Genomic DNA, 19,762 nt, shown 5'->3' on the forward strand with positions numbered 1-19,762 from the left:
TGAATTTATAAAAATCAATGTTCAATGAAAATATTAATTACAGGCACAACAGGCTATATTGCAAGACGGCTAGCGCTACAACTGTTAAAAGATAAACATGAGTTAATTTGTTGTGTACGTGATTTAAATCGTATTCCAGATGAAATTGAAGATAATCCACTTTGCACATTTATAAAGGTTGATTTCTTAAAACCAGAAGATGCAGAAATTCCTGACGACATTGACGCTGCGTATTATTTAATTCATTCCATGTCTACAAGCTCTGATGATTTTGTAGACTTGGAATTACAATGTGCCGAAAATTTCAAAAAACTGGTTGAACCAACGCATTGTAAGCAAGTCATTTATTTAAGTGGTATTGTTAATGATGAATCCCTTTCTAAACATTTAAAATCGAGATTACAGGTAGAAAATACCTTAAAATCCGATTCCTACGCCTTAACAACCTTTAGAGCGGGAATTATCGTTGGTAGTGGAAGCGCATCTTTCGAAATTATAAGAGATATCGTAGAGAAACTACCTTTTATGATAACTCCAAAATGGCTGAATACTAAAACACAACCCTTAGCCATTAGAGATGTTTTAAACTTTTTAGCTGGTGGATTAGGTAAAGAAGAATTATACAACAAGGCTTACGATATTTTTGGTCCAGAAGTATTGACATACAAAGAAATGCTATTGCAATTTGCAGAAGTCAGAGGATTAAAACGTTATATTGTTACGCTTCCTGTACTAACACCTAAACTATCCTCGTATTGGCTTTATTTTGTTACCTCGACGTCGTTTCAACTCGCAGCTGCCTTGGTTGATAGCATGACCGTTGAAGTGATAGGCAAACCCAGTAACATCAATGAAATTATAGACATAGAACCTATGGATTATAAAACTGCTGTGGATTTAGCCTTTCAAAGAATTGAACAAAATGCTGTAATATCGAGCTGGAAAGATGCCGTAAGCAGCGGACGTTTTAAAGATCAATTGTCTAAGCATATCGAAATACCACAATTCGGTTGTTTTAAAGATGAAAGACAAAAAACTGTTACTGATGAAGCTTATACCTTAGATAGAATCTGGGGAATTGGTGGCAGAAATGGCTGGTATAGTTTCAATGGACTTTGGAAAGTAAGAGGTTATATGGACAAACTTTTTGGTGGTGTTGGTCTAAGGCGTGGAAGAACCAGCGATACGTATTTAGAAGCTGGTGATGCATTAGATTTTTGGCGTGTTTTGTATGCCAGTAAAGAAGAAAAACGATTGCTACTATTCGCTGAAATGCGTTTACCAGGAGAAGCTTGGTTAGAATTTAAAATTGTAAAAGGACAATTGCATCAACGCGCTGTTTTTAGACCTAAAGGTATTTGGGGCAGATTGTATTGGTATGCTGTTTTACCATTTCATGCTTTAGTTTTTAATGGCATGATAAATTCATTAGTACATAAGAACTAAATAGAAAATAAATTCTAAGAAAGTTTTAGAATTTTTAAACGACTTACTATAAAGATAGTAAACGTATACTGAAGAGCGACTAATTCTTCATTCTATATAGCCACTTTTCTTTACTCATAATTATCTGTTAATTTTTGTTTAACTATTTTTTAAAATTATTAAACATTTTGTATATTTGACTGAATATGATACTAAATTCTACACATTATAACACTGAACACAAACAGATTATTGCCGATTTAGTTGGCCGTCCTTTTAGTTTGGTACAGAAATTGAAAATGAATGGTGTAGGTTCTAAACGCATGATCATTGACGAAGTGAGTCCAAATATGCAATCGATGATGAATTTGGTTTCAGACGTTAATTACGGTAATATAGAATTAAGACCCAAAGGCATTCTTATAAGAATAAATAAAGGTTTAAAAAATTTTACATGGATTATACCTTATTACCATCTCGTTATTTATAAAATCAATGGTTCTAGTATACATGCACAAGGAAAATTTGTGCATTTTAGAGCAAATAAAACATTTCGTGAAAACAAAAAGTTCTTTGACAAGCTTTTAGATGAAAAAACGAAATATGATATGCAATATGCAATGCCTCAAGATTTATGAAAATAGAACTTAGAGACATTGATAGAATTATTGAAATGGCATGGGAGGATAGAACACCGTTTGATGCTATTACATTTCAATTTAAATTAAAAGAACAAGAGGTTATTAATTTAATGCGAAGCGAATTAAAACCAAGTAGCTTCAGATTATGGAGAGCAAGAGTACAAGGTAGAGCTACTAAACACAGTAAAAAAAGAACGTTTGACGAAGGCAGATTTAAGTGCTCTAGACAAAGAACAATATCAAACAACTCTATTTCAAAACGTTAACACGTGCTTTGATTTAAGCTTGGAGTACTTAAAGACAGCACATTAAAAAGATTCTATGAATACAGAAACGATTTCCAAAAAAAATGGTAAAAACTTAAACGGTTTTAGTGTTGAAGATATCGGAGACGACCATTTATTTACAGGCTTAGAAACACCGATGAAGCCTAATGCTTTTGAAATGTCTAATACCGAAAAAAAAGAACGCATATCTATCTTATTTTCAGAAATAATGGATGTTATTGGGTTAGACCTTAACGATGATTCTCTTCAAGGTACACCAGATAGAGTAGCTAAAATGTACGTAGAAGAAATTTTCTCTGGACTAAATCCAAAGAATAAGCCAAAAATTGCACTCTTTGACAATAAATATCAGTATAATCAGATGTTAGTAGAAAAGAATATCACCTTCTACTCTAATTGCGAACATCATTTTGTGCCAATTATTGGTAAAGCACATATTGCGTACAAATCTTCTGGTAAAGTGATTGGACTTTCAAAATTAAATCGTATAGTTCAATATTACGCCAAGCGTCCACAAGTACAAGAACGTCTTACGAATCAGATAGCAAATGAATTAAAAACTGTGTTAGACACAGAAGATGTTGCCGTAATTATTGATGCTAAGCACCTTTGTGTCTCCTCTAGAGGTATACAAGATGATACATCAACTACAGTAACAACATATTATGGAGGCGAATTTAATACAGCCTCAAAAATTGCAGAATTACAAAATTATATAAACAATTAAGCTATGAAAACAATAGAAAGAGCTTTAGAATTTGAAAACAGAAAGTTTTCATTTAAAACAACAAGTGATAGAATTTTAGCCGCAAGAGAAGCTAAAGATTTAATATTAGAAGTAAACGAAATTTATAAAGAAAAAAAAGATTCTAAACTTATGGATCTTATGAAACGTCTTACTGTTATTAAGCAAAAGATTGAAAAGCGATTAAAAGGACGCCCTTTAACAGCATCATAAAAATGAAGACTATAATAGTCATTGGAGGAAGCAAAGGTATAGGCAATGCAGTTGTAATAGCTTTGCTTTCTTCGCATAAAGTCATAAATATAAGTAGAACTGAACCAGAGGTTACTCACGAAAATTTAACGCATTACCAATGTGATGTTTTAAATGATGAGTTACCAGATTTAGAGGCTACAGACGGTTTAGTTTATTGTCCTGGCAGCATTAATCTAAAACCTATTAACAGACTAAGTATAGACGATTTTAAAAGCGATTTTGAAATTAATGTACTTGGTGCGGTCAAAGCGGTTCAAAAATATTTAGCCATCCTAAAAAATGGTGACAAACCATCAATATTACTATTTAGTACTGTGGCTTCTAAATTAGGTATGCCATTTCATGCCAGCGTAGCAGCTTCAAAATCTGCAGTAGAAGGTTTAACCAAATCATTAGGTGCAGAATTAGCGCCAACTATTCGTGTTAATGCAATTGCACCTACAGTAACAAACACAGATTTAGCTTCTAAATTATTACGAAACGACAGGATGATTGAAAACATGAATGAGAGGCATCCGCTAAAAAAATATTTAGAACCACAAGAGGTTGCGGACATGGCTACATTCTTATTGTCTGATAAAGCTGCGTCCTTATCTGGACAGATTTTTGAAATGGATTGTGGTATTGTAAGTTTTAAATTATAAGATTATGAACCCAATTAAAGCTTTTATCAGTACAATATCGACTTCAGATGCCAGTGTAAAAAAAAATGCACTTCAATCTATTTATGATATTGAAATTAATAGTCTTCAAGGCAAACCAATTCAATTTTCCGACTATAAAGGTAAAAAGATATTATTTGTAAATGTAGCTTCTAAATGCGGATTTACGCCACAATATAGAGAGTTACAGCAATTGCACGAAACTTACAAGGATAACTTAGTAGTTATTGGTGTACCATGTAACCAGTTTGGAAAACAAGAACCAGGACATTCTAATGAGATTCAAGAATTTTGTGAAGTCAATTATGGCGTGTCTTTTTTAATAACTGAGAAGATTAGTGTTAAAGGCTTAAATCAGCATCCGCTGTACAAATGGTTAACAAAAAAAGCTATTAACGGCCGACAAAATTCAGTGGTAAAATGGAATTTTCAGAAATATTTAGTGGATGAAAATGGTGAATTTATTGATTACTTCTACTCGATTACAAAACCAATGAATTCTCGTATTACCAAATATTTAAAATAAAGATTATGTTCGGATTATTTAAGAAAACGTCAGAGTTAGATAAATTACAAAAACAATATGAAAAGCTAATGGCCGATTGGCATAGACTCTCAACCACTAATCGTGCTGAAAGCGACAAAAAATATGCTGAAGCAGAACGGATTTCTGAAAAAATAAACAGACTAACATCATAACAGTTTGAAAAAAAAATATGTTTTCATACTATTTCTTATCATCAATTTTGGAGGTTTAGCTTTAGGAAGTTGGTTAATGAATAATGGCCCAACTTCGGACTGGTACACTTACCTTTATAAGGCACCATGGACGCCACCTGGTTGGTTTTTTGGTGTAGCATGGACTACAATAATGCTTTGCTTTTCATGGTATTTAGCAGAATTATTTCACTTAAGAAAATCACAATTTCTATGGCTATTATATGCTTTTCAGGTTTTGTTAAATGTTAGTTGGAATTGGTTTTTCTTTAATCAACACCTAACAATTGTCGCACTGGCTGTTATCGTAGCACTCACTTTAGTCATATTTTATTATTTCATAACGTTTAGAAGCGATAAACTCAAATATGCCAAATACCTACTATTACCGTATCTTTTATGGTTATGTATTGCCACCTCACTTAATGCATACATTGTTATTAACAATTAAGATTTCTGATGAAAATTTACCGACTGCATAAAAAACAAAATCTACCTATTACTATTGACCAAGCGTGGGATTTTTTATCGAGTCCAAAAAACCTTAAAACTATAACACCAGATTATATGGGCTTTAATATCCTATCTGGTGCTGACAGACCAATGTTTCCTGGTCAGATTATTCAATACATTGTAACTCCTGTGCTGGGTATAAAAACGAAATGGGTCACAGAGATTACACATGTTAGAGATAAAGAATACTTTGTAGATGAACAGCGCTTTGGGCCGTATGCACTTTGGCATCACAAACATTTTATTAAAGAAATTGAAGGTGGTATAGAGATGGAAGACATTATAGATTATAAAGTACCAATGGGAATTATAGGTCAACTATTCCATCCAATTGTAGTAAAACCGAAACTTGAAGAAATTTTTAACTACCGAACAAAAAAGTTAGAAGAACTTTTTGGAAAATATTAATTTATGAATCCTACAGTGAATATATTTTGGTTTAGAAGAGACCTGAGATTAGACGATAATGTTGGTTTTTATGAAGCCTTAAGAGGAGAACATCTTGTACTACCAATTTTTATTTTCGATTCTGAAATATTGGATGAATTACCAAAAAATGATGCTCGTGTAACCTTTATACACAAAACGCTTCAAGATATGAGGCAGACTTTGCAAGATGAATATGGAAGCAGTATTGCGATATATCACGGTAAACCAAAAGATATTTTTGAAACCCTATTGAAAGAATTCAAAATTCATACAGTTTATACAAATCACGATTACGAGCCTTATGCTAAAAAACGTGATGAGGAAATAGAAAAGTTGCTAGATAAAAATGATGTTGGTTTTAAAACTTTTAAGGACCAGGTAATTTTTGAGAAAAATGAAGTTGTAAAACAAGATGGTGATCCCTATGTTGTTTACACACCATATATGCGCACTTGGAAGGAAAAATTCAAAACTATCAACTTAGAAATTTTCTATACCAATTCCTATCTCAGCAATTTAGTTGAACACTCAAGATTACCAAATTTAAGTTTATCAGACATTGGGTTTAAAACTTCTAAACAAGAAATTGCAGATTATGAGGTAACGCCTACTCTAATTCAACAATATGAAGACACTCGAAATTTCCCTGCAAAGGATGCCACATCCCGATTAGGCCCTCACTTACGTTTTGGTACGGTTAGTATTCGTAAAATGATTAAAAAGGCCATTGCCGAAAACAATGAAATCTTTTGGCAAGAATTAATATGGCGCGAATTCTTTATGCAAATTCTATGGCATTATCCTCACACTGCCAAAGATTCATTTAAAGCTAAATATGACAGGATTGAATGGAGAAACAATGAAGAAGAATTTAAAAAATGGTGCAAGGGCCAAACAGGCTATCCTTTAGTGGATGCTGGTATGCGCCAACTTAATGAAACCGGGTTTATGCACAATCGGGTTAGAATGTTAGTTGGTAGTTTTCTATGTAAACATTTACTAATAGATTGGCGTTGGGGCGAGGCTTACTTTGCAGAGAAACTTCATGATTACGAAATGGCCAGCAATGTTGGTAATTGGCAATGGGTTGCGGGAAGTGGTGTTGATGCTGCACCTTATTTCAGAATTTTTAATCCAACAACTCAGATAGATAAATTCGATAAAGACAGAAAGTACATTAAAAAATATGTCCCAGAATTTGAGTCTGATGATTATGTGGAAAGAATGGTAGACCATAAAGAAGCTAGAGAACGTTGCTTAGAAACTTATAAATCTGCATTAAATTAACTTCAATGCTAAGGATACACTTCGCTATTAACTTTTATACTAAAGGATTACAATAAAATAAAATAATTTACGTTGCAATTAATAAGGTGTTATACACCTTTACAGAAATAACCATTTCAATAAACAATTTTAAAAAGCTCTGATTAGTCCTCAGGGCTTTTTCTTTTATACACTACAAAACCTAACATTATTTTAAGATAACATTGTTTTCTTTTGGTTAACTTTAAGCAACTAATTGTAAATCTATATATTATGAATACTTGGGACGTAGCAAAAAAATGGCATCAAATGTGTGCAGAAGGTAAAAACCTAGAATGCGTTAATGAACTTTATGCAGACAATGTAACCAGTAAAGAAATGCCAGGAATGCCTGGTGAAGTGGTTACAGGAAGGCAAAATGTATGGAATAAAAATAAAGAGTGGCTAGATAATGTTAAAGAGTTTCATGGAGGAGATATAAGCGAGCCTGTTGTTGCAGGAAATCATTTTACCACAAAAATGACTTTCGATGTTACCTTTAAGGACAGAGGAAGACAACAAATGGAAGAACTTGCCGTATTTGAAGTTAAGGACGGAAAAATTGTAAATGAGCAATTTTTATATTCTATGGAATAAATAAGGAAGCCGTGTAAAGTAAAAAGTGTAAAATTGTATACCTTGTATGACTTTACACTTTTTACTTTTTACTATATACTAAAATATTAGTTCCCTTCTACTCTTTCAATCTTAGCACCAATGGCTCTTAAACGCTCATCTATATTTTCGTAACCACGATCAATCTGCTCAATATTATGAATAGTTGAAGTGCCTTTTGCAGATAAAGCCGCAATTAGCAACGACACACCTGCTCTAATATCTGGCGAGGTCATTGTAGTCGCTTTTAAGGTCGATTTAAAATCATGACCAATAATTGTAGCTCTATGTGGATCACAAAGAATAATCTTTGCTCCCATATCAATAAGTTTATCAACAAAGAACAAACGACTTTCAAACATCTTTTGATGCACTACTGCACTTCCTCTAGCTTGAGTTAGTACTGTTAATATTATACTTAATAAATCTGGTGTAAATCCTGGCCATGGTGCATCTGCAATGGTTAAGATAGAACCATCAATAAAATTCTGTACTTCATAACCATTTGTATGAGCAGGAATATGGATATCATCTCCTTGACGCTCTACTGTAATACCTATTTTTCTAAATACGTTTGGTATCTGCCCTAAATCATCCCAACTCACATTAGTAATGGTCAGTTCACTTTTAGTCATCGCTGCAAGACCTATCCAACTACCTATTTCAATCATATCTGGCAACATTCTGTGATCTGTACCACCAAGTTTATCAACTCCTTCTATAGTTAATAAATTTGAACCAACTCCAGAAATTTTGGCTCCCATACGATTTAGCATCTTGCATAGTTGTTGTAAATAAGGCTCACAAGCTGCATTGTAAATTGTTGTAATTCCTTCTGCTAAAACAGCTGCCATTACAATATTAGCCGTACCAGTTACCGAAGCTTCATCTAAAAGCATGTAAGTTCCTTTTAGCTTGTCTGCCTCTACTCCATAAAATAAATCTTCTTTATTATAACGGAATTTAGCTCCTAGATTTATAAAACCTTCAAAATGTGTATCTAATCTACGACGACCAATCTTATCTCCACCTGGCTTTGGTATATATCCTTTGCCAAAACGTGCTAATAAAGGACCAACTATCATTATTGAGCCTCTTAAGCCTTTACCGTCTTCTTTAAATTCAGCAGATTCTAAGTATTTTAAATTAACTTCGTCTGCTTGAAAAGAAAATGAGCCTTTGCCTAGCTTTTCGATTTTAACACCCAGTTTTTTTAATAAAGCGATTAGTTTATTGACATCTATAATGTCTGGTATGTTGTCTATTTGAATTTTTTCTGCAGTTAAGAGAACTGCACATAAGATTTGTAATGCTTCATTTTTAGCACCTTGAGGCTGGATTTTTCCTTTTAACTTATGACCTCCTTCAATTATAAATGTTCCCATACGTTTTAGTAACGTTTTCTGTTATTGGAATATTTTTTCTTGCCAGAACTTTTCTTGTTTGAACTGCTCTTACTATTACCGTATTTAGATTTAGTACGCATCAAACTTGAAGAATCACTTAAATCTTCTTCGCTATTCTTAAGGTTAATTTTACCGTCAGAAAGCTCGTATAAATGATCAAAAATCACTTCATCTTCAACCGTATCTTTGTTCCAATTAAGGAAACATTTTTTCATATGGTTAGCAATGGTGTAAGTTAAAGCTTCTTTTAGTTCGCTTTCTTCCCAACTCACCGCTACATCTATCATAGTTTTAATATTATTACCATAAAAACGGTACTTAGGATGGTTTTGCGGATACTTTAATGGTTCTGGACGCGATTTTAATTCTTCTTCAGAAGGTTTCTCATAAGGAGAGTCTGCATCTAATTCAAAATTAGACATTATAAAAAGCTGATCCCATAATTTATGCTGAAAATCTGGCACGTCTCTTAAGTGAGGTTGCAGATTTCCCATTACCGAAATAATAGCTTTGGCTACTTTATTGCGTTCTTCTTTGGTTTCGCGAGTTTTTGCATAATTAATCATCTTCTGCAAGTGTCTTCCATACTCAGGAATAATTAAATGCTCGCGTTCTGTGTTGTATTCTAAATTGTCAATCAAAATTGTAAAATGTGTAGTAAATATTTATAAACCTGTAGTCATTAGGTTTTGTTGCAAAGTACAAAAAATTACGAAGCTTAAAAGAATTTTTAAAGAGAAATTACACCCTCTACATTTTCTGCAACTTCCTTGTACTTTTCTATAACAGCTTCTGGGTTTTTCATTCTAACATTGATAGAAATACTTGTATATTTTCCGTTCTTAGATTCATTGGTGTTAATTACAGCACCCAAATCGTTAAACAGGTCTTCTACGTCCTTAATTCCAGAGCCATCTGAAAGAACAATAAACTTGTACAAATATTCTGTTGGCCAAAGCGCAGTATCGTATAATTGAGACTTTAGCTTTTCGTAAAACTCTTCACTTTTCTTAGAACTATCCATGTCAAAATTTTTCAAGTGCAAAGATACACTTAACTTTACATTTTTCGATTTAATTTTTTATCACGAATTTTACAACAAAAATTTTGCCAATTTGAACCCAAAGAAAATAGTTATTACTGGTGGCCCTGGTACAGGGAAATCTTCAATTATTAATGCGTTAAAAAAACGTGGCTACTTATGCTACGATGAAATATCCAGACAGATTACCTTGGAAGCCAGAGAGAGTGGTATAGAACAACTCTTTTTAACCGAACCTTTATTATTTAGTGAGAAGTTGCTAGAAGGACGCACAAAGCAATATATAGATGCCAGTAACGAGTCTGAGCCTTTAGTCTTTTTAGACAGAGGTTTACATGATGTATTAGCTTATATGGATTATATAGGAGATACTTACCCAAAGCACTTTGTTGAAGTGTGTGAGACGCATCGTTACGACTTTGTTTTTATATTGGCACCATGGCAAGAAATATTTATCAGTGATAGTGAACGTTACGAAAACTTTGACCAAGCAACTAAAATTCACCACCACCTTTTAGAAACTTATGAACGTTTTGGCTACAAATTAGTTGATGTCCCTTTTGAAAGTATTGAAAAACGTACAGATTTTGTCCTAGAGACCTTAAATTTGCAGTAATGCACCCAATAGAAGTTTTAGAACGGTACTGGAATCATACAGCTTTTAGACCGCTTCAAGAAGAAATTATCACTTCGGTTTTAAACCAAGAAGATACTTTTGCCCTATTACCAACAGGAGGCGGAAAATCCATTTGTTTTCAAATTCCTGCTTTGATTAGAGATGGTATTTGCATTGTAATTTCTCCACTAATCGCCTTGATGAAAGACCAAGTGAGCACCTTAAAACAAAAAGGTATTAAGGCTATTGCACTAACATCTGGTATGTCTTATAGCGATTTAGATACACAATTAGATAATTGCATCTACGGAAATTATAAATTCTTGTATTTATCACCAGAACGTTTACAGCAGCCAATAGTGCAAGAACGTTTACAACAAATGAAAGTAAACCTAATTGTTGTTGATGAAGCGCATTGTATCAGTCAATGGGGAAATGATTTTAGACCAGCCTATAAAAACATCAATCTTTTAAGAAAAATTCATCCTACGGTTAACTGTATCGCTCTTACAGCAACAGCAAAACATAATGTGGTAGATGATATTATTGAAAACTTAGATTTTATATCTCCAAAGGTCTTCAAAGCTTCGTTCGAACGAAAAAATATAGCCTACAGTGTTATACATACGGACGACAAATTATTTCAATTACAACATATTCTCAATACACACAAAGGTGCTTCTATTGTCTATGTGCGTAATAGAAAAGCGACAATAGATATTCATAACTTTTTAAGTGCTAAAGGATTTTCTTCTACCTTTTATCATGGAGGTATTACTAATAAAGAAAAACAAGAACGGTTGTACCAATGGACTAATGGGCAAAAGGAAATAATCGTTGCCACTACAGCCTTTGGAATGGGAATTGATAAGGCTAATGTAAAAACCGTAATTCATTTTAATTTACCAGAAAGTTTAGAAAGTTATTATCAAGAAGCTGGTCGAGCTGGTCGTGATGGAGAATTGGCACATGCTATTATTTTAAAACAGTATATTGATGAAGATAACTTACGTAGCCAATTTTTAAGCACATTACCTTCGGTTGATTATGTAAAGAAAGTTTACATTAAACTCTGCAACTATTTTCAGATTGCCTATGGCGAAGGCGAAGGTAGTACACATCAATTTGATTTTAAATCCTTTTGTTCTACCTATAAACTGAATCCTAGTATAACCTACAACACCTTGTTAATTTTAGACCGAAACTCAGTTATAGCCTTAACCCAGCATTTTAATTTTAGGACAAAAATTCAGTTTATAACAACAAATAATGTGCTGTTTCAATATCTCGAAACACATTTAGAATTAAATACATTAGTAAAAGTGTTACTGAGGACTTATGGTGGCATTTTTGATTATGAAACTAAAGTGAATTTAAGTTTAGTAATACAAAAATCCAACCTATCAGAAAAGCAAGTGATATCACAGTTAGAACAATTACAAAAAGATGAAGTTATTAGTCTGCAAATTGCCAATACCGATTCTGAAATTACATTCTTAAAACCTCGTGAGGATGATATTACTATAAATCCTATTTCTAAAATTATAGAGCAGCAACATTTATTAAAACACCAACAAGTTGATGCAGTCCTTAATTATATTAAGAACGACTCTGTTTGTAAGAACCGGCAACTCCTTGCTTACTTTGGAGAAAAATCAACAAAATCCTGTGGTCAATGTTCGGTTTGCTTAGATAAAACTACAAAGATATCCATTAATAAAAAAGCTGATATCTCAAACCAAATATTAGAAATTTTACAAAGAGAAGATTTATCTTCGCGACAACTATTAAACGCACTTCATTGTAGCGAAAAAGTGTTGTTAGACAACCTATCTGAACTCATCGAGATTAAAAAAATTAAATTAACCCACATAAATACTTACACACTTACATGACAGAAAAACGTAGCTTACGAATTGTTTTTATGGGCACACCAGATTTTGCTGTGGCTACCTTAAAAGCGCTCATTGAAAATGAGTACAATGTTGTTGGTGTTATTACAGCACCAGACCGCAAAGCTGGTCGTGGACAAAAATTAAGAGCTTCGGCAGTAAAGGAATTTGCTTTAAAACAAAACCTAAATATTTTACAACCTAAAAACTTAAAAGCTGAATCATTTATAGAGGAACTAAAAGCGCTAAATGCCAATTTACAAATTATTGTAGCCTTTAGGATGCTGCCAAAAATAGTCTGGCAAATGCCAGAATATGGTACCTTTAATCTTCATGCTTCGTTATTACCACAATATAGAGGTGCAGCTCCAATTCATTGGGCTATAATTAATGGAGAAACAAAAACAGGTGTCACCACATTTTTTATTGATGAAAAAATTGATACAGGAGCCATTATCTTAAGCAAAGAAACTAAAATTGGAAATGACACAACGGTTGGTGAACTTCACGACGAATTAATGACTATTGGAAGTGATTTAGTTATAAAAACGGTAGAGTTAATTGAAAAAGACACTGTTTCTACAACCATTCAACCAAAATCAGAAGATTTAAAAACCGCCTATAAGCTCAACCGTGATAATTGTAAGATTGATTGGTCTCAAGATTTAGATACTATATACAATAAGGTACGTGGATTAAATCCATTTCCTACAGCTTGGTGTTATTTAGATAATGACGAAGACGAACTACTCACCATTAAATTATATAATATCGAAAAAGAAGCCACAACACACAATCACAATTCAGGAGCCATATTTACTACAAAGGATGAATTAAAAGTCGCATGTATAGGAGGTTACATTAAAGTTAACGAAATTCAGCTTCCAGGAAAGCGAAAAATGGATGTAAAATCGTTGTTAAATGGCTTTGAATTTTCTGAATCCGCAAAACTGCTGTAAACCCTTATGGGCATTGGTATCATAAAAAATCCGACAAAATGCATTCCTTTATTAACAAATGGCATAACTTATTAACAAAAACGCCTTTTTCCCTTGCTATTACTTGCGTAGCTTAATATTCCTAATAATTTTGTGTACGGATTTTTAATAATCACTATTTAAAAACCAAATTTTTAACAATTTAAATTTAATATTTATGAACAAAACAGATTTAATCAATGGTATGGCAGAAAATGCTGGAATTACAAAAGCGGCTGCAAAAAAAGCATTAGATTCTATGCTAATTGACATCGAAGGAGCTTTACAAAAAGGAAACAGAGTTTCTTTAGTAGGTTTTGGTTCTTGGTCAGTATCTAGAAGAGCTGCAAGAGATGGAAGAAACCCTCAGACTGGAAAGACTATTAAGATTAAAGCTAAAAACGTAGTGAAATTTAAGGCAGGTTCTGACTTAAGCAACGCTGTAAACTAAGACATTTTATCTTAAAGATACAGAGCCCACTCACAGAGTGGGCTTTTTTTTGCGCTATTTTTCAGTCGTTTAAGTTGTTTAATTAATAAAAATATCATAGATTTAGTTGTCACAAAGGCTGAAAAGAAAATGACTAAACCCGAAAAAGGCAATTTACTTATTGCAGAACCATCCATAATCGGAGACATCTCATTCAATAGAGCAGTGATTCTTCTTGCAGATCATAATGCTTTGGGTTCCGTAGGTTTTATTTTAAATAAGCCTTTAGAATATAACCTTAAAGATCTTGTAGACGGAACTGAGGCAGACTTTAAAATCTATAATGGTGGTCCTGTAGAACAGGATAATCTTTATTTTATCCATAAATCACCCGAATTAATCCCTAATAGTATAGAAATATCTAATGGTATTTTTTGGGGAGGCGACTTTAATGTAGTGATAGACCTTATTAATGAAAGCAAAATTTCGCAGGACGATATTAGGTTCTTTTTAGGCTATTCTGGTTGGGCAGAACAACAGTTAGACAATGAGCTTGAGTCTAATGCTTGGTTAGTTTCAGAAAACATTTACGACAATAACATTATAGCAAAATCGTGCAATTCTTTTTGGCGCGAAAAAATGCTAGAACTGGGAGGTGATTATAGTATATGGTCTAATGCTCCTGAAAATCCTAGCTATAATTAGATAAGGTTATGTATCTAATTACATACTTAACCTCAACTTAGCATTCAATTTTGCCACAAGACTTTGAGCAAAATTACTACCATAAGTTTTCTTACGATATTGGGTAATTGGCACAATGCCTTTAATTACGTTGGTAATAAACAATTCATCTGCTTTTTGAAGTTCAAACGGACTAATGGACGTTTCTTCAACAAACAAATTAACATCTTTAGATAAAATATCCAGCATTTGCTTTCGCATTACACCTTTTAAACAACCATCTTCTAGAGGAGGAGTTTTTATTTTATCCCCTTTAACTAAAAATAAATTTCCGTTTAATGCTTCAATTACAGATTTATTTGTGTTTAAGATTAAACAATTATCATAATCATTTTCCTTAGCATAAATACTCCCAATAACCTGAATAGCTTTATTGTTAGATTTTAAACCCGATAATAATCCTGGCGCCGCAAAATAGTCTTTATATAAATCTACTGTATACGAAACTGAACTGTCAATGTTATAAAACGGGCTATCATAAGGCTCAGTAACAATATTAAAGTTGATTTCGGTTTTTGTATCTGGCAAATATTTACCACCTTCTCCTCTATCTACATTAAGTCTTACTCTAGCTGAGGCATTTAATAAGTCGTTTACTTCAACAGTTTTTAAGATTTCTGCCTCAAGAAATTCCATGGTGAAATTCATAGGAATATCCATTCTCATAATTCGCATAGAAGCCATGAGTCTAAAGTAGTGATCTTCCCAAAAGAAAATTTTACCATTCACTACTTTTAAGGTCTCAAAAAGCGCATCACCATACTTATACCCTCTATTTTCAGATGTTAGCTTAGAATTTGTTTTATCGACTAGATTGCCATTAAAATTTATCATAAAAAAAAGTCTCGATTCATTAAAAAATTAAATCGAGACAAAGATATAATAGTTGAGTTAGTTACGGGTTACCTAGAGCCCAAAACTTGTTTAAGGCTAGAGATTTGATTTTCCCAAAGCATTTTTCCTTCGTCAATTTCATCCTCTTCAGCAAAATCTGTAATCATTAATGACACATCTTTGGTGATTTCATCAACTTGAATACGAATTTCAAAATAGTAAGCTGCACCATCTTCGTCATCACTTAGCCAACGAAACTTAATTCGTTCACCACTTTTTTTACTAAGCAGTTTTGCTTGTTCTTCAGAACCATCCCAAATAAAAGTAAATAATTCTCCTCTAGAGTTTACATTATCTGCAAACCATTCTGACAAACCAGAAGGTGTAGATATATACTGATATATAAGGGATGGAGATGCCTGAATAACAAACTCCATTTCATATTTTTCTTTATCGTCCATATAAGCATTTTATTGTGTGCTCAATATATACAATTATGGTACAATTAAAAACTTTAAACTAAAAATATTTTTTTTAGAATGTTATGTTTGTTGTAGTAGAATTTGTTTTTATATTTGCAGCCGCAATCATGGCGAGGTAGCTCAGTTGGTTAGAGCGTTGGATTCATAACCCAGAGGTCAGGAGTTCAAATCTCCTTCTCGCTACAATTCTTAATCAATTGCAAATAAACGGTTTAGTTCACTCTAAACCGTTTTTTTATGCAAAATATTTATGAATTAATTACCTTAGAGTTCTTAAACGAACACGATTTAGAACACGATTTGGAACACAAACGAAAATTTACTGAACCAAAGATATATGACGCCAATGGTGACTTAAAAGAGCGTTGGTATGTCTATTTTTCATTTCGCAACCCTGAAACAGGAAAACTACAACGGATGAAAAACATATATGGTGGTGCCAATAGATATAAGACCAAGTCCGAACGTTATAGTATCTTAAATCTATATCGCAAACGACTTTTGAAGTTTTTAAATGAAGGGTATAATCCCTTTGAAGAAAATACAGAGTTTCATCAAAAAAGAACCAATGAATCGAAAGTTGTTCCTCAAAACAAACAACAAAACCTAAATGCTGATATAGCCAACACTAATATTGATCAACAGAATAAGACAGAAAACAAACCGCAACAAGAAGAAAGTTATTCAATGCCTATCCATAAAGCCTTTGATAAAGCTATTCTTTTGAAGACTAATGTCGTAAGTAAAACAACACTTAACGATTACAAAACCCGTATTTCACAATTCCAGAAATGGTTATCGGAAAAGCATAAAAACATAACCAAGGTTAATCAAATCAATAAAAAAATAGTGGTTGAATTTTTAAATGGCGTTCAATTAAGTAGTTCTGCGAGAAACCGCAATAATTATAGAGTGGTTTTAAGTAGTATATTTCAATTGATGGAGGATAATGAGTTGATGGAAAAGAATTTCATAAAACAAATAAAGTCCATCAGAACAAAACCTAATCGACATAAAACCTATTCCTTAAAGGAACAGAAAGCTATATTCGAATTTTTAGAGACTAATGATAGATTGCTTTTACTGTATATAAAGTTCATATCCTATAACTTATTGAGACCTATCGAAGTTTGCAGATTAAAAATTAAGGATATCAATATTGAACAAAAGACATTGCATTTCCAAGCCAAGAACAAAATCTTGAAAACGAAAATCATACCAGACATTCTATTTAAAGAACTTCCCGATTTGACCAAACTAAACGGTGAATTTTTATTGTTTACACCGAACGGTATCGGAGGTGAATGGAACACAGCATTAATTAACCGCAGAGACTACTTTAGTAAACGGTTCAAATCGGTTATTAAAGACCGTTTCGGTTTTAATGAAAATTACAGTTTATACAGTTTTAGACATACATTCATCACTAAATTGTACAGAGCATTGAAAAAAGACTCCTCACCGTATGAAGCCAAAAGCAAGCTCATGCAAATCACTGGACATACTACTATGACAGCACTGGAAAAATATCTTAGGGATATTGACGCAGAACTGCCAGAGGACTATTCAGATTTATTATAATTTGGTAATATTGAGAGCAACAAAATGGAAAATTTAATAAAGAAAATTAGTCGACCTATTATTTTCTATCTCCCAAGGGCAGTAATAGAAAAAGTATCTGGTAAAGATCTAAAAGCGTTGGATGATATTGGAATGACCAATACACTTTTTAGTATAGACACTGAAGGTAATACTAAACAAATAACCAATGTTATAGAGCCAATTTTCTTATTAGGTAAAGATCAATTATTAAAAGCTAGTGTATTTGAATTATTAAAAATGAAAGGATCTTTAGAAAAGGATACTTTTTATTTCTTATTAGATAACTATTTAATAGAACTTGACACTTGGATAAACACAACCAACATTATTAAAGAAAGCGCCATTAAAGACACCCATAATTATTCGTCACCCATTCAAGCATATTTAGACATGCAACATCGATTTCTTGTAGAACATAAGAATGAACTCAAGTCTCATTTCGGTTATTGGAAAATGAGTATCGAATTAGAACGTGTATTTAATTTGGCACCACCTACCGAAGAACAGCTAGATGCATATAATAAAAGAGAGTCAACAGGAATTACGAAAAAAGAAAACAATAAAAACAATAAAATAAAACCAAAATTAATTACTGAAAAGGAGGTTGACATTTATTTACTCCAAACTGTTTTTAATGTTGATTTAAAAGCAAAAAACAATAAAAATTAAAGAATAATATTGTATTTTTACGTAAAACAAACGTTTATTTTACGATAAATGGATAGACAGAGATTTTATACTTGTAAGTATTGTTTCAAGGAATATGAGCCAAAACGACGCCGTGTGCAGAAATATTGCAGCAATACTTGTCGTTCAAAAGCGTTTCATGCAAGAAAAATTAATGCATTAACAACTCAAACAGACCAAGGTATTGTACCACTAGATACTCCTACTCCACAACAAGAATCACTGTCCTTAGCTGGAATTAGTAATGCTGCTGCTGGTGTTTTGGCAGTAGAAGGAGTAAAACGTCTCTTAACTAAAGAGGAAAATAAACCAGCAACTAAAAAAGATTTAGCGCAATTGGTAGAGAAACTATCTAACCGTTATCATTTGATAAAGAATATGAATCCGAATGCTCAAGGAGCGTATCCATATTTTGATTTATTGGAAGGCAAAATTGTATATTTAAGACCTCAATAAATCACTTATGACAATATTATACATCCATGGTCTTAATGGCTCATTAAGTGCCGAAAAACGAACAATTTTGGAGCAATATGGAACTGTGATATCCCCTTCCATAGATTATCACAACATACCCAATACTATAGAATGGTTATACGATACTTACAAAAACAAAACTATTGATGTTATTATAGGCAGTAGCATGGGAGGTTTTACAGGGTTTCATCTTTGTAAACTAATGCAAAAACCAGCACTACTATTTAATCCTGCTCTAACTGCTAGATCAGTTGAACAACAAACACCTAATACACCTTCTAATAATGGAAACAACATTTCTATGGTATTAGGAGCAAAAGACACCGTTGTAGACCCAAAAGGCACACTAAACTTCATTGGTGACCATCTTAACGCAGAACAACCTTTTGATATTAAAATCCTTCCGCTTTTAGAACATAGAATCCCTGTTGATGTTTTTGATGAAATGGTTGATAGCTTCTTTTTTTAAATATTTTTTTTAAAGATAAACAACTCAATTTTAATCAGATACAACATTCACATAAAAAAATAACTATATTAAAAATGTACTTCTATTTCTACCAAAATTATGCTCCTTCTTTTGTTTAAGTACTTTTTGTCTAACATTTTTAGATATTAAAATGGTAACATATCAAAATAAAGCTTTCCGTTTGATTCCTTTATTTTTACATAGATTCGGCTATGCTTATGGTAATTATCGTAAAAACGATAATACTTGTACCCCTCATCTTCCCATTCTGGATTTTCAATTTTTAAATGCAACTTCCCTTTAGATGTTTTATAAGCACATTTAAGCATATGGGTAAAGAACTTATAAAAATTTAATTTATTAGGAAAGTTTGTCTCTATGTTATTGGCTAATAAATGATATAGGAAGATTTTTGGTTTGTTTTGAAGTACAGCTACCGTTAAGCTTTTTATAGTAATTCCAGAAGTATTTGATTTATTTAACCTCATCAAAATAGATTTAATTAGCAGT

General features: G+C 32.6%; 27 protein-coding genes and 1 tRNA gene. 22 read left to right on the forward strand and 6 right to left on the reverse strand.

The window, feature by feature from the left end:
• The first annotated feature begins 24 nt into the window (after positions 1-24).
• The 12 genes from ACFFGA_RS06735 to ACFFGA_RS06790 all read left to right on the forward strand — a co-directional run bounded on the left by ACFFGA_RS06735 (position 25) and on the right by ACFFGA_RS06790 (position 7,576).
• Positions 25-1,446 (forward strand): SDR family oxidoreductase, encoded by a 1,422-nt coding sequence (locus tag ACFFGA_RS06735; protein ID WP_386061522.1) that lies wholly within the window; start codon positions 25-27, stop codon positions 1,444-1,446.
• 185 nt (positions 1,447-1,631) lie between these two features.
• Positions 1,632-2,063, forward strand: coding sequence for a hypothetical protein (locus ACFFGA_RS06740; protein WP_386061525.1), 432 nt, complete (start codon positions 1,632-1,634; stop codon positions 2,061-2,063).
• A complete protein-coding gene (locus tag ACFFGA_RS06745) occupies positions 2,060-2,332 on the forward strand; it encodes a TIGR03643 family protein (RefSeq protein ID WP_386061527.1) in 273 nt (90 codons plus the stop codon). Before ACFFGA_RS06740 ends, ACFFGA_RS06745 begins: the two co-directional genes overlap by 4 nt.
• Positions 2,333-2,387: 55 nt before the next feature.
• Complete coding sequence (gene folE, locus ACFFGA_RS06750) at positions 2,388-3,080, forward strand: GTP cyclohydrolase I FolE (RefSeq protein ID WP_386061530.1); 693 nt, start codon at positions 2,388-2,390, stop codon at positions 3,078-3,080.
• Between the two features lie 3 nt (positions 3,081-3,083).
• Positions 3,084-3,311 carry a hypothetical protein gene (locus tag ACFFGA_RS06755; RefSeq protein ID WP_386061532.1) on the forward strand — a complete coding sequence of 76 codons (228 nt, stop codon included), beginning with the start codon at positions 3,084-3,086 and terminating at the stop codon, positions 3,309-3,311.
• Between the two features lie 2 nt (positions 3,312-3,313).
• Complete coding sequence (locus ACFFGA_RS06760) at positions 3,314-3,997, forward strand: SDR family NAD(P)-dependent oxidoreductase (protein ID WP_386061534.1); 684 nt, start codon at positions 3,314-3,316, stop codon at positions 3,995-3,997.
• Between the two features lie 4 nt (positions 3,998-4,001).
• Positions 4,002-4,541 carry a glutathione peroxidase gene (locus ACFFGA_RS06765; RefSeq protein WP_386061537.1) on the forward strand — a complete coding sequence of 180 codons (540 nt, stop codon included), beginning with the start codon at positions 4,002-4,004 and terminating at the stop codon, positions 4,539-4,541.
• Positions 4,542-4,546: 5 nt separating this feature from the next.
• Positions 4,547-4,714 (forward strand): Lacal_2735 family protein, encoded by a 168-nt coding sequence (locus ACFFGA_RS06770; RefSeq protein WP_386061540.1) that lies wholly within the window; start codon positions 4,547-4,549, stop codon positions 4,712-4,714.
• Positions 4,715-4,718: 4 nt separating this feature from the next.
• The gene (locus ACFFGA_RS06775) at positions 4,719-5,183 is read left to right on the forward strand and encodes a TspO/MBR family protein (protein WP_386061542.1); all 465 of its coding nucleotides are present in this window, start codon (positions 4,719-4,721) and stop codon (positions 5,181-5,183) included.
• A gap of 8 nt (positions 5,184-5,191) precedes the next feature.
• Positions 5,192-5,653: an SRPBCC family protein gene (locus ACFFGA_RS06780; RefSeq protein WP_386061545.1), complete on the forward strand. Its 462-nt coding sequence runs from the start codon at positions 5,192-5,194 to the stop codon at positions 5,651-5,653.
• Between the two features lie 3 nt (positions 5,654-5,656).
• Positions 5,657-6,961, forward strand: a complete 1,305-nt coding sequence (locus tag ACFFGA_RS06785) for a cryptochrome/photolyase family protein (protein ID WP_386061547.1) — start codon at positions 5,657-5,659, stop codon at positions 6,959-6,961.
• Between the two features lie 252 nt (positions 6,962-7,213).
• The gene (locus ACFFGA_RS06790; protein ID WP_386061550.1) at positions 7,214-7,576 is read left to right on the forward strand and encodes a SnoaL-like domain-containing protein; all 363 of its coding nucleotides are present in this window, start codon (positions 7,214-7,216) and stop codon (positions 7,574-7,576) included.
• Positions 7,577-7,662: 86 nt separating this feature from the next.
• Here ACFFGA_RS06790 and murA read toward each other — a convergent pair whose 3' ends face one another.
• The 3 genes from murA to ACFFGA_RS06805 form a co-directional block, all read right to left on the reverse strand.
• Positions 7,663-8,979, reverse strand: a complete 1,317-nt coding sequence (gene murA / locus ACFFGA_RS06795) for a UDP-N-acetylglucosamine 1-carboxyvinyltransferase (RefSeq protein WP_386061552.1) — start codon at positions 8,977-8,979, stop codon at positions 7,663-7,665.
• A gap of 5 nt (positions 8,980-8,984) precedes the next feature.
• Positions 8,985-9,641 carry a DUF4290 domain-containing protein gene (locus tag ACFFGA_RS06800; protein WP_386061555.1) on the reverse strand — a complete coding sequence of 219 codons (657 nt, stop codon included), beginning with the start codon at positions 9,639-9,641 and terminating at the stop codon, positions 8,985-8,987.
• A gap of 89 nt (positions 9,642-9,730) precedes the next feature.
• Positions 9,731-10,024, reverse strand: a complete 294-nt coding sequence (locus tag ACFFGA_RS06805; RefSeq protein ID WP_386061558.1) for a DUF493 family protein — start codon at positions 10,022-10,024, stop codon at positions 9,731-9,733.
• 91 nt (positions 10,025-10,115) lie between these two features.
• Here ACFFGA_RS06805 and ACFFGA_RS06810 point away from each other — a divergent pair, with 91 nt between their 5' ends.
• The 5 genes from ACFFGA_RS06810 (at position 10,116) to ACFFGA_RS06830 (ending at position 14,662) form a co-directional block, all read left to right on the forward strand.
• The gene (locus tag ACFFGA_RS06810) at positions 10,116-10,658 is read left to right on the forward strand and encodes an AAA family ATPase (protein ID WP_386061561.1); all 543 of its coding nucleotides are present in this window, start codon (positions 10,116-10,118) and stop codon (positions 10,656-10,658) included.
• Positions 10,658-12,553: a RecQ family ATP-dependent DNA helicase gene (locus tag ACFFGA_RS06815; protein WP_386061564.1), complete on the forward strand. Its 1,896-nt coding sequence runs from the start codon at positions 10,658-10,660 to the stop codon at positions 12,551-12,553. Before ACFFGA_RS06810 ends, ACFFGA_RS06815 begins: the two co-directional genes overlap by 1 nt.
• Positions 12,550-13,509 (forward strand): methionyl-tRNA formyltransferase, encoded by a 960-nt coding sequence (gene fmt, locus ACFFGA_RS06820; protein ID WP_386061567.1) that lies wholly within the window; start codon positions 12,550-12,552, stop codon positions 13,507-13,509. The genes ACFFGA_RS06815 and fmt overlap by 4 nt, the downstream gene beginning before the upstream one ends.
• Before the next feature lie 196 nt (positions 13,510-13,705).
• Entirely contained in the window at positions 13,706-13,978 is a 273-nt protein-coding gene (locus ACFFGA_RS06825; protein ID WP_076620986.1) for an HU family DNA-binding protein, read from the forward strand.
• Positions 13,979-14,107: 129 nt separating this feature from the next.
• Positions 14,108-14,662 carry a YqgE/AlgH family protein gene (locus ACFFGA_RS06830; RefSeq protein ID WP_386061570.1) on the forward strand — a complete coding sequence of 185 codons (555 nt, stop codon included), beginning with the start codon at positions 14,108-14,110 and terminating at the stop codon, positions 14,660-14,662.
• A gap of 18 nt (positions 14,663-14,680) precedes the next feature.
• On the opposite strand, the gene ACFFGA_RS06835 is transcribed toward ACFFGA_RS06830, so the two are convergent.
• A complete protein-coding gene (locus tag ACFFGA_RS06835; protein WP_386061573.1) occupies positions 14,681-15,535 on the reverse strand; it encodes an aminotransferase class IV in 855 nt (284 codons plus the stop codon).
• Positions 15,536-15,603: 68 nt separating this feature from the next.
• Positions 15,604-15,996, reverse strand: a complete 393-nt coding sequence (locus tag ACFFGA_RS06840; RefSeq protein ID WP_386061576.1) for an START-like domain-containing protein — start codon at positions 15,994-15,996, stop codon at positions 15,604-15,606.
• A gap of 130 nt (positions 15,997-16,126) precedes the next feature.
• Here ACFFGA_RS06840 and ACFFGA_RS06845 point away from each other — a divergent pair.
• The 5 genes from ACFFGA_RS06845 to ACFFGA_RS06865 all read left to right on the forward strand — a co-directional run bounded on the left by ACFFGA_RS06845 (position 16,127) and on the right by ACFFGA_RS06865 (position 19,252).
• Positions 16,127-16,200, forward strand: a tRNA-Met gene (locus tag ACFFGA_RS06845).
• Between the two features lie 54 nt (positions 16,201-16,254).
• Positions 16,255-17,598 (forward strand): tyrosine-type recombinase/integrase, encoded by a 1,344-nt coding sequence (locus tag ACFFGA_RS06850; RefSeq protein ID WP_386061579.1) that lies wholly within the window; start codon positions 16,255-16,257, stop codon positions 17,596-17,598.
• A 24-nt stretch (positions 17,599-17,622) separates the two neighbouring features.
• Positions 17,623-18,288: a hypothetical protein gene (locus ACFFGA_RS06855; RefSeq protein WP_386061581.1), complete on the forward strand. Its 666-nt coding sequence runs from the start codon at positions 17,623-17,625 to the stop codon at positions 18,286-18,288.
• 114 nt (positions 18,289-18,402) lie between these two features.
• The gene (locus ACFFGA_RS06860; RefSeq protein WP_386061584.1) at positions 18,403-18,762 is read left to right on the forward strand and encodes a hypothetical protein; all 360 of its coding nucleotides are present in this window, start codon (positions 18,403-18,405) and stop codon (positions 18,760-18,762) included.
• A gap of 7 nt (positions 18,763-18,769) precedes the next feature.
• Positions 18,770-19,252 carry a YqiA/YcfP family alpha/beta fold hydrolase gene (locus ACFFGA_RS06865; RefSeq protein WP_386061587.1) on the forward strand — a complete coding sequence of 161 codons (483 nt, stop codon included), beginning with the start codon at positions 18,770-18,772 and terminating at the stop codon, positions 19,250-19,252.
• A gap of 146 nt (positions 19,253-19,398) precedes the next feature.
• Here the strand turns inward: ACFFGA_RS06865 and ACFFGA_RS06870 are convergent, their stop codons facing one another.
• Positions 19,399-19,740: a hypothetical protein gene (locus tag ACFFGA_RS06870; RefSeq protein ID WP_386061590.1), complete on the reverse strand. Its 342-nt coding sequence runs from the start codon at positions 19,738-19,740 to the stop codon at positions 19,399-19,401.
• Positions 19,741-19,762: the final 22 nt, after the last annotated feature.

Origin of the sequence: Winogradskyella pulchriflava, assembly GCF_042434315.1 — a bacterium.
GTDB lineage: Bacteria > Bacteroidota > Bacteroidia > Flavobacteriales > Flavobacteriaceae > Winogradskyella > Winogradskyella pulchriflava.

Coding starts and splice junctions, on each gene's coding strand:
- ACFFGA_RS06865 (WP_386061587.1), top strand. CDS start 18,770: ATGACAATATTATACATCCATGGTCTTAATGGCTCATTAAGTGCCGAA.
- ACFFGA_RS06840 (WP_386061576.1), bottom strand. CDS start 15,996: ATGGACGATAAAGAAAAATATGAAATGGAGTTTGTTATTCAGGCATCT.
- ACFFGA_RS06785 (WP_386061547.1), top strand. CDS start 5,657: ATGAATCCTACAGTGAATATATTTTGGTTTAGAAGAGACCTGAGATTA.
- ACFFGA_RS06850 (WP_386061579.1), top strand. CDS start 16,255: ATGCAAAATATTTATGAATTAATTACCTTAGAGTTCTTAAACGAACAC.
- ACFFGA_RS06870 (WP_386061590.1), bottom strand. CDS start 19,740: ATGAGGTTAAATAAATCAAATACTTCTGGAATTACTATAAAAAGCTTA.
- ACFFGA_RS06735 (WP_386061522.1), top strand. CDS start 25: ATGAAAATATTAATTACAGGCACAACAGGCTATATTGCAAGACGGCTA.
- ACFFGA_RS06760 (WP_386061534.1), top strand. CDS start 3,314: ATGAAGACTATAATAGTCATTGGAGGAAGCAAAGGTATAGGCAATGCA.
- ACFFGA_RS06825 (WP_076620986.1), top strand. CDS start 13,706: ATGAACAAAACAGATTTAATCAATGGTATGGCAGAAAATGCTGGAATT.
- ACFFGA_RS06855 (WP_386061581.1), top strand. CDS start 17,623: ATGGAAAATTTAATAAAGAAAATTAGTCGACCTATTATTTTCTATCTC.
- ACFFGA_RS06815 (WP_386061564.1), top strand. CDS start 10,658: ATGCACCCAATAGAAGTTTTAGAACGGTACTGGAATCATACAGCTTTT.
- ACFFGA_RS06755 (WP_386061532.1), top strand. CDS start 3,084: ATGAAAACAATAGAAAGAGCTTTAGAATTTGAAAACAGAAAGTTTTCA.
- ACFFGA_RS06745 (WP_386061527.1), top strand. CDS start 2,060: ATGAAAATAGAACTTAGAGACATTGATAGAATTATTGAAATGGCATGG.
- ACFFGA_RS06805 (WP_386061558.1), bottom strand. CDS start 10,024: ATGGATAGTTCTAAGAAAAGTGAAGAGTTTTACGAAAAGCTAAAGTCT.
- ACFFGA_RS06765 (WP_386061537.1), top strand. CDS start 4,002: ATGAACCCAATTAAAGCTTTTATCAGTACAATATCGACTTCAGATGCC.
- ACFFGA_RS06790 (WP_386061550.1), top strand. CDS start 7,214: ATGAATACTTGGGACGTAGCAAAAAAATGGCATCAAATGTGTGCAGAA.
- ACFFGA_RS06770 (WP_386061540.1), top strand. CDS start 4,547: ATGTTCGGATTATTTAAGAAAACGTCAGAGTTAGATAAATTACAAAAA.
- ACFFGA_RS06780 (WP_386061545.1), top strand. CDS start 5,192: ATGAAAATTTACCGACTGCATAAAAAACAAAATCTACCTATTACTATT.
- fmt (WP_386061567.1), top strand. CDS start 12,550: ATGACAGAAAAACGTAGCTTACGAATTGTTTTTATGGGCACACCAGAT.
- ACFFGA_RS06830 (WP_386061570.1), top strand. CDS start 14,108: ATGACTAAACCCGAAAAAGGCAATTTACTTATTGCAGAACCATCCATA.
- ACFFGA_RS06740 (WP_386061525.1), top strand. CDS start 1,632: ATGATACTAAATTCTACACATTATAACACTGAACACAAACAGATTATT.
- ACFFGA_RS06835 (WP_386061573.1), bottom strand. CDS start 15,535: ATGATAAATTTTAATGGCAATCTAGTCGATAAAACAAATTCTAAGCTA.
- folE (WP_386061530.1), top strand. CDS start 2,388: ATGAATACAGAAACGATTTCCAAAAAAAATGGTAAAAACTTAAACGGT.
- murA (WP_386061552.1), bottom strand. CDS start 8,979: ATGGGAACATTTATAATTGAAGGAGGTCATAAGTTAAAAGGAAAAATC.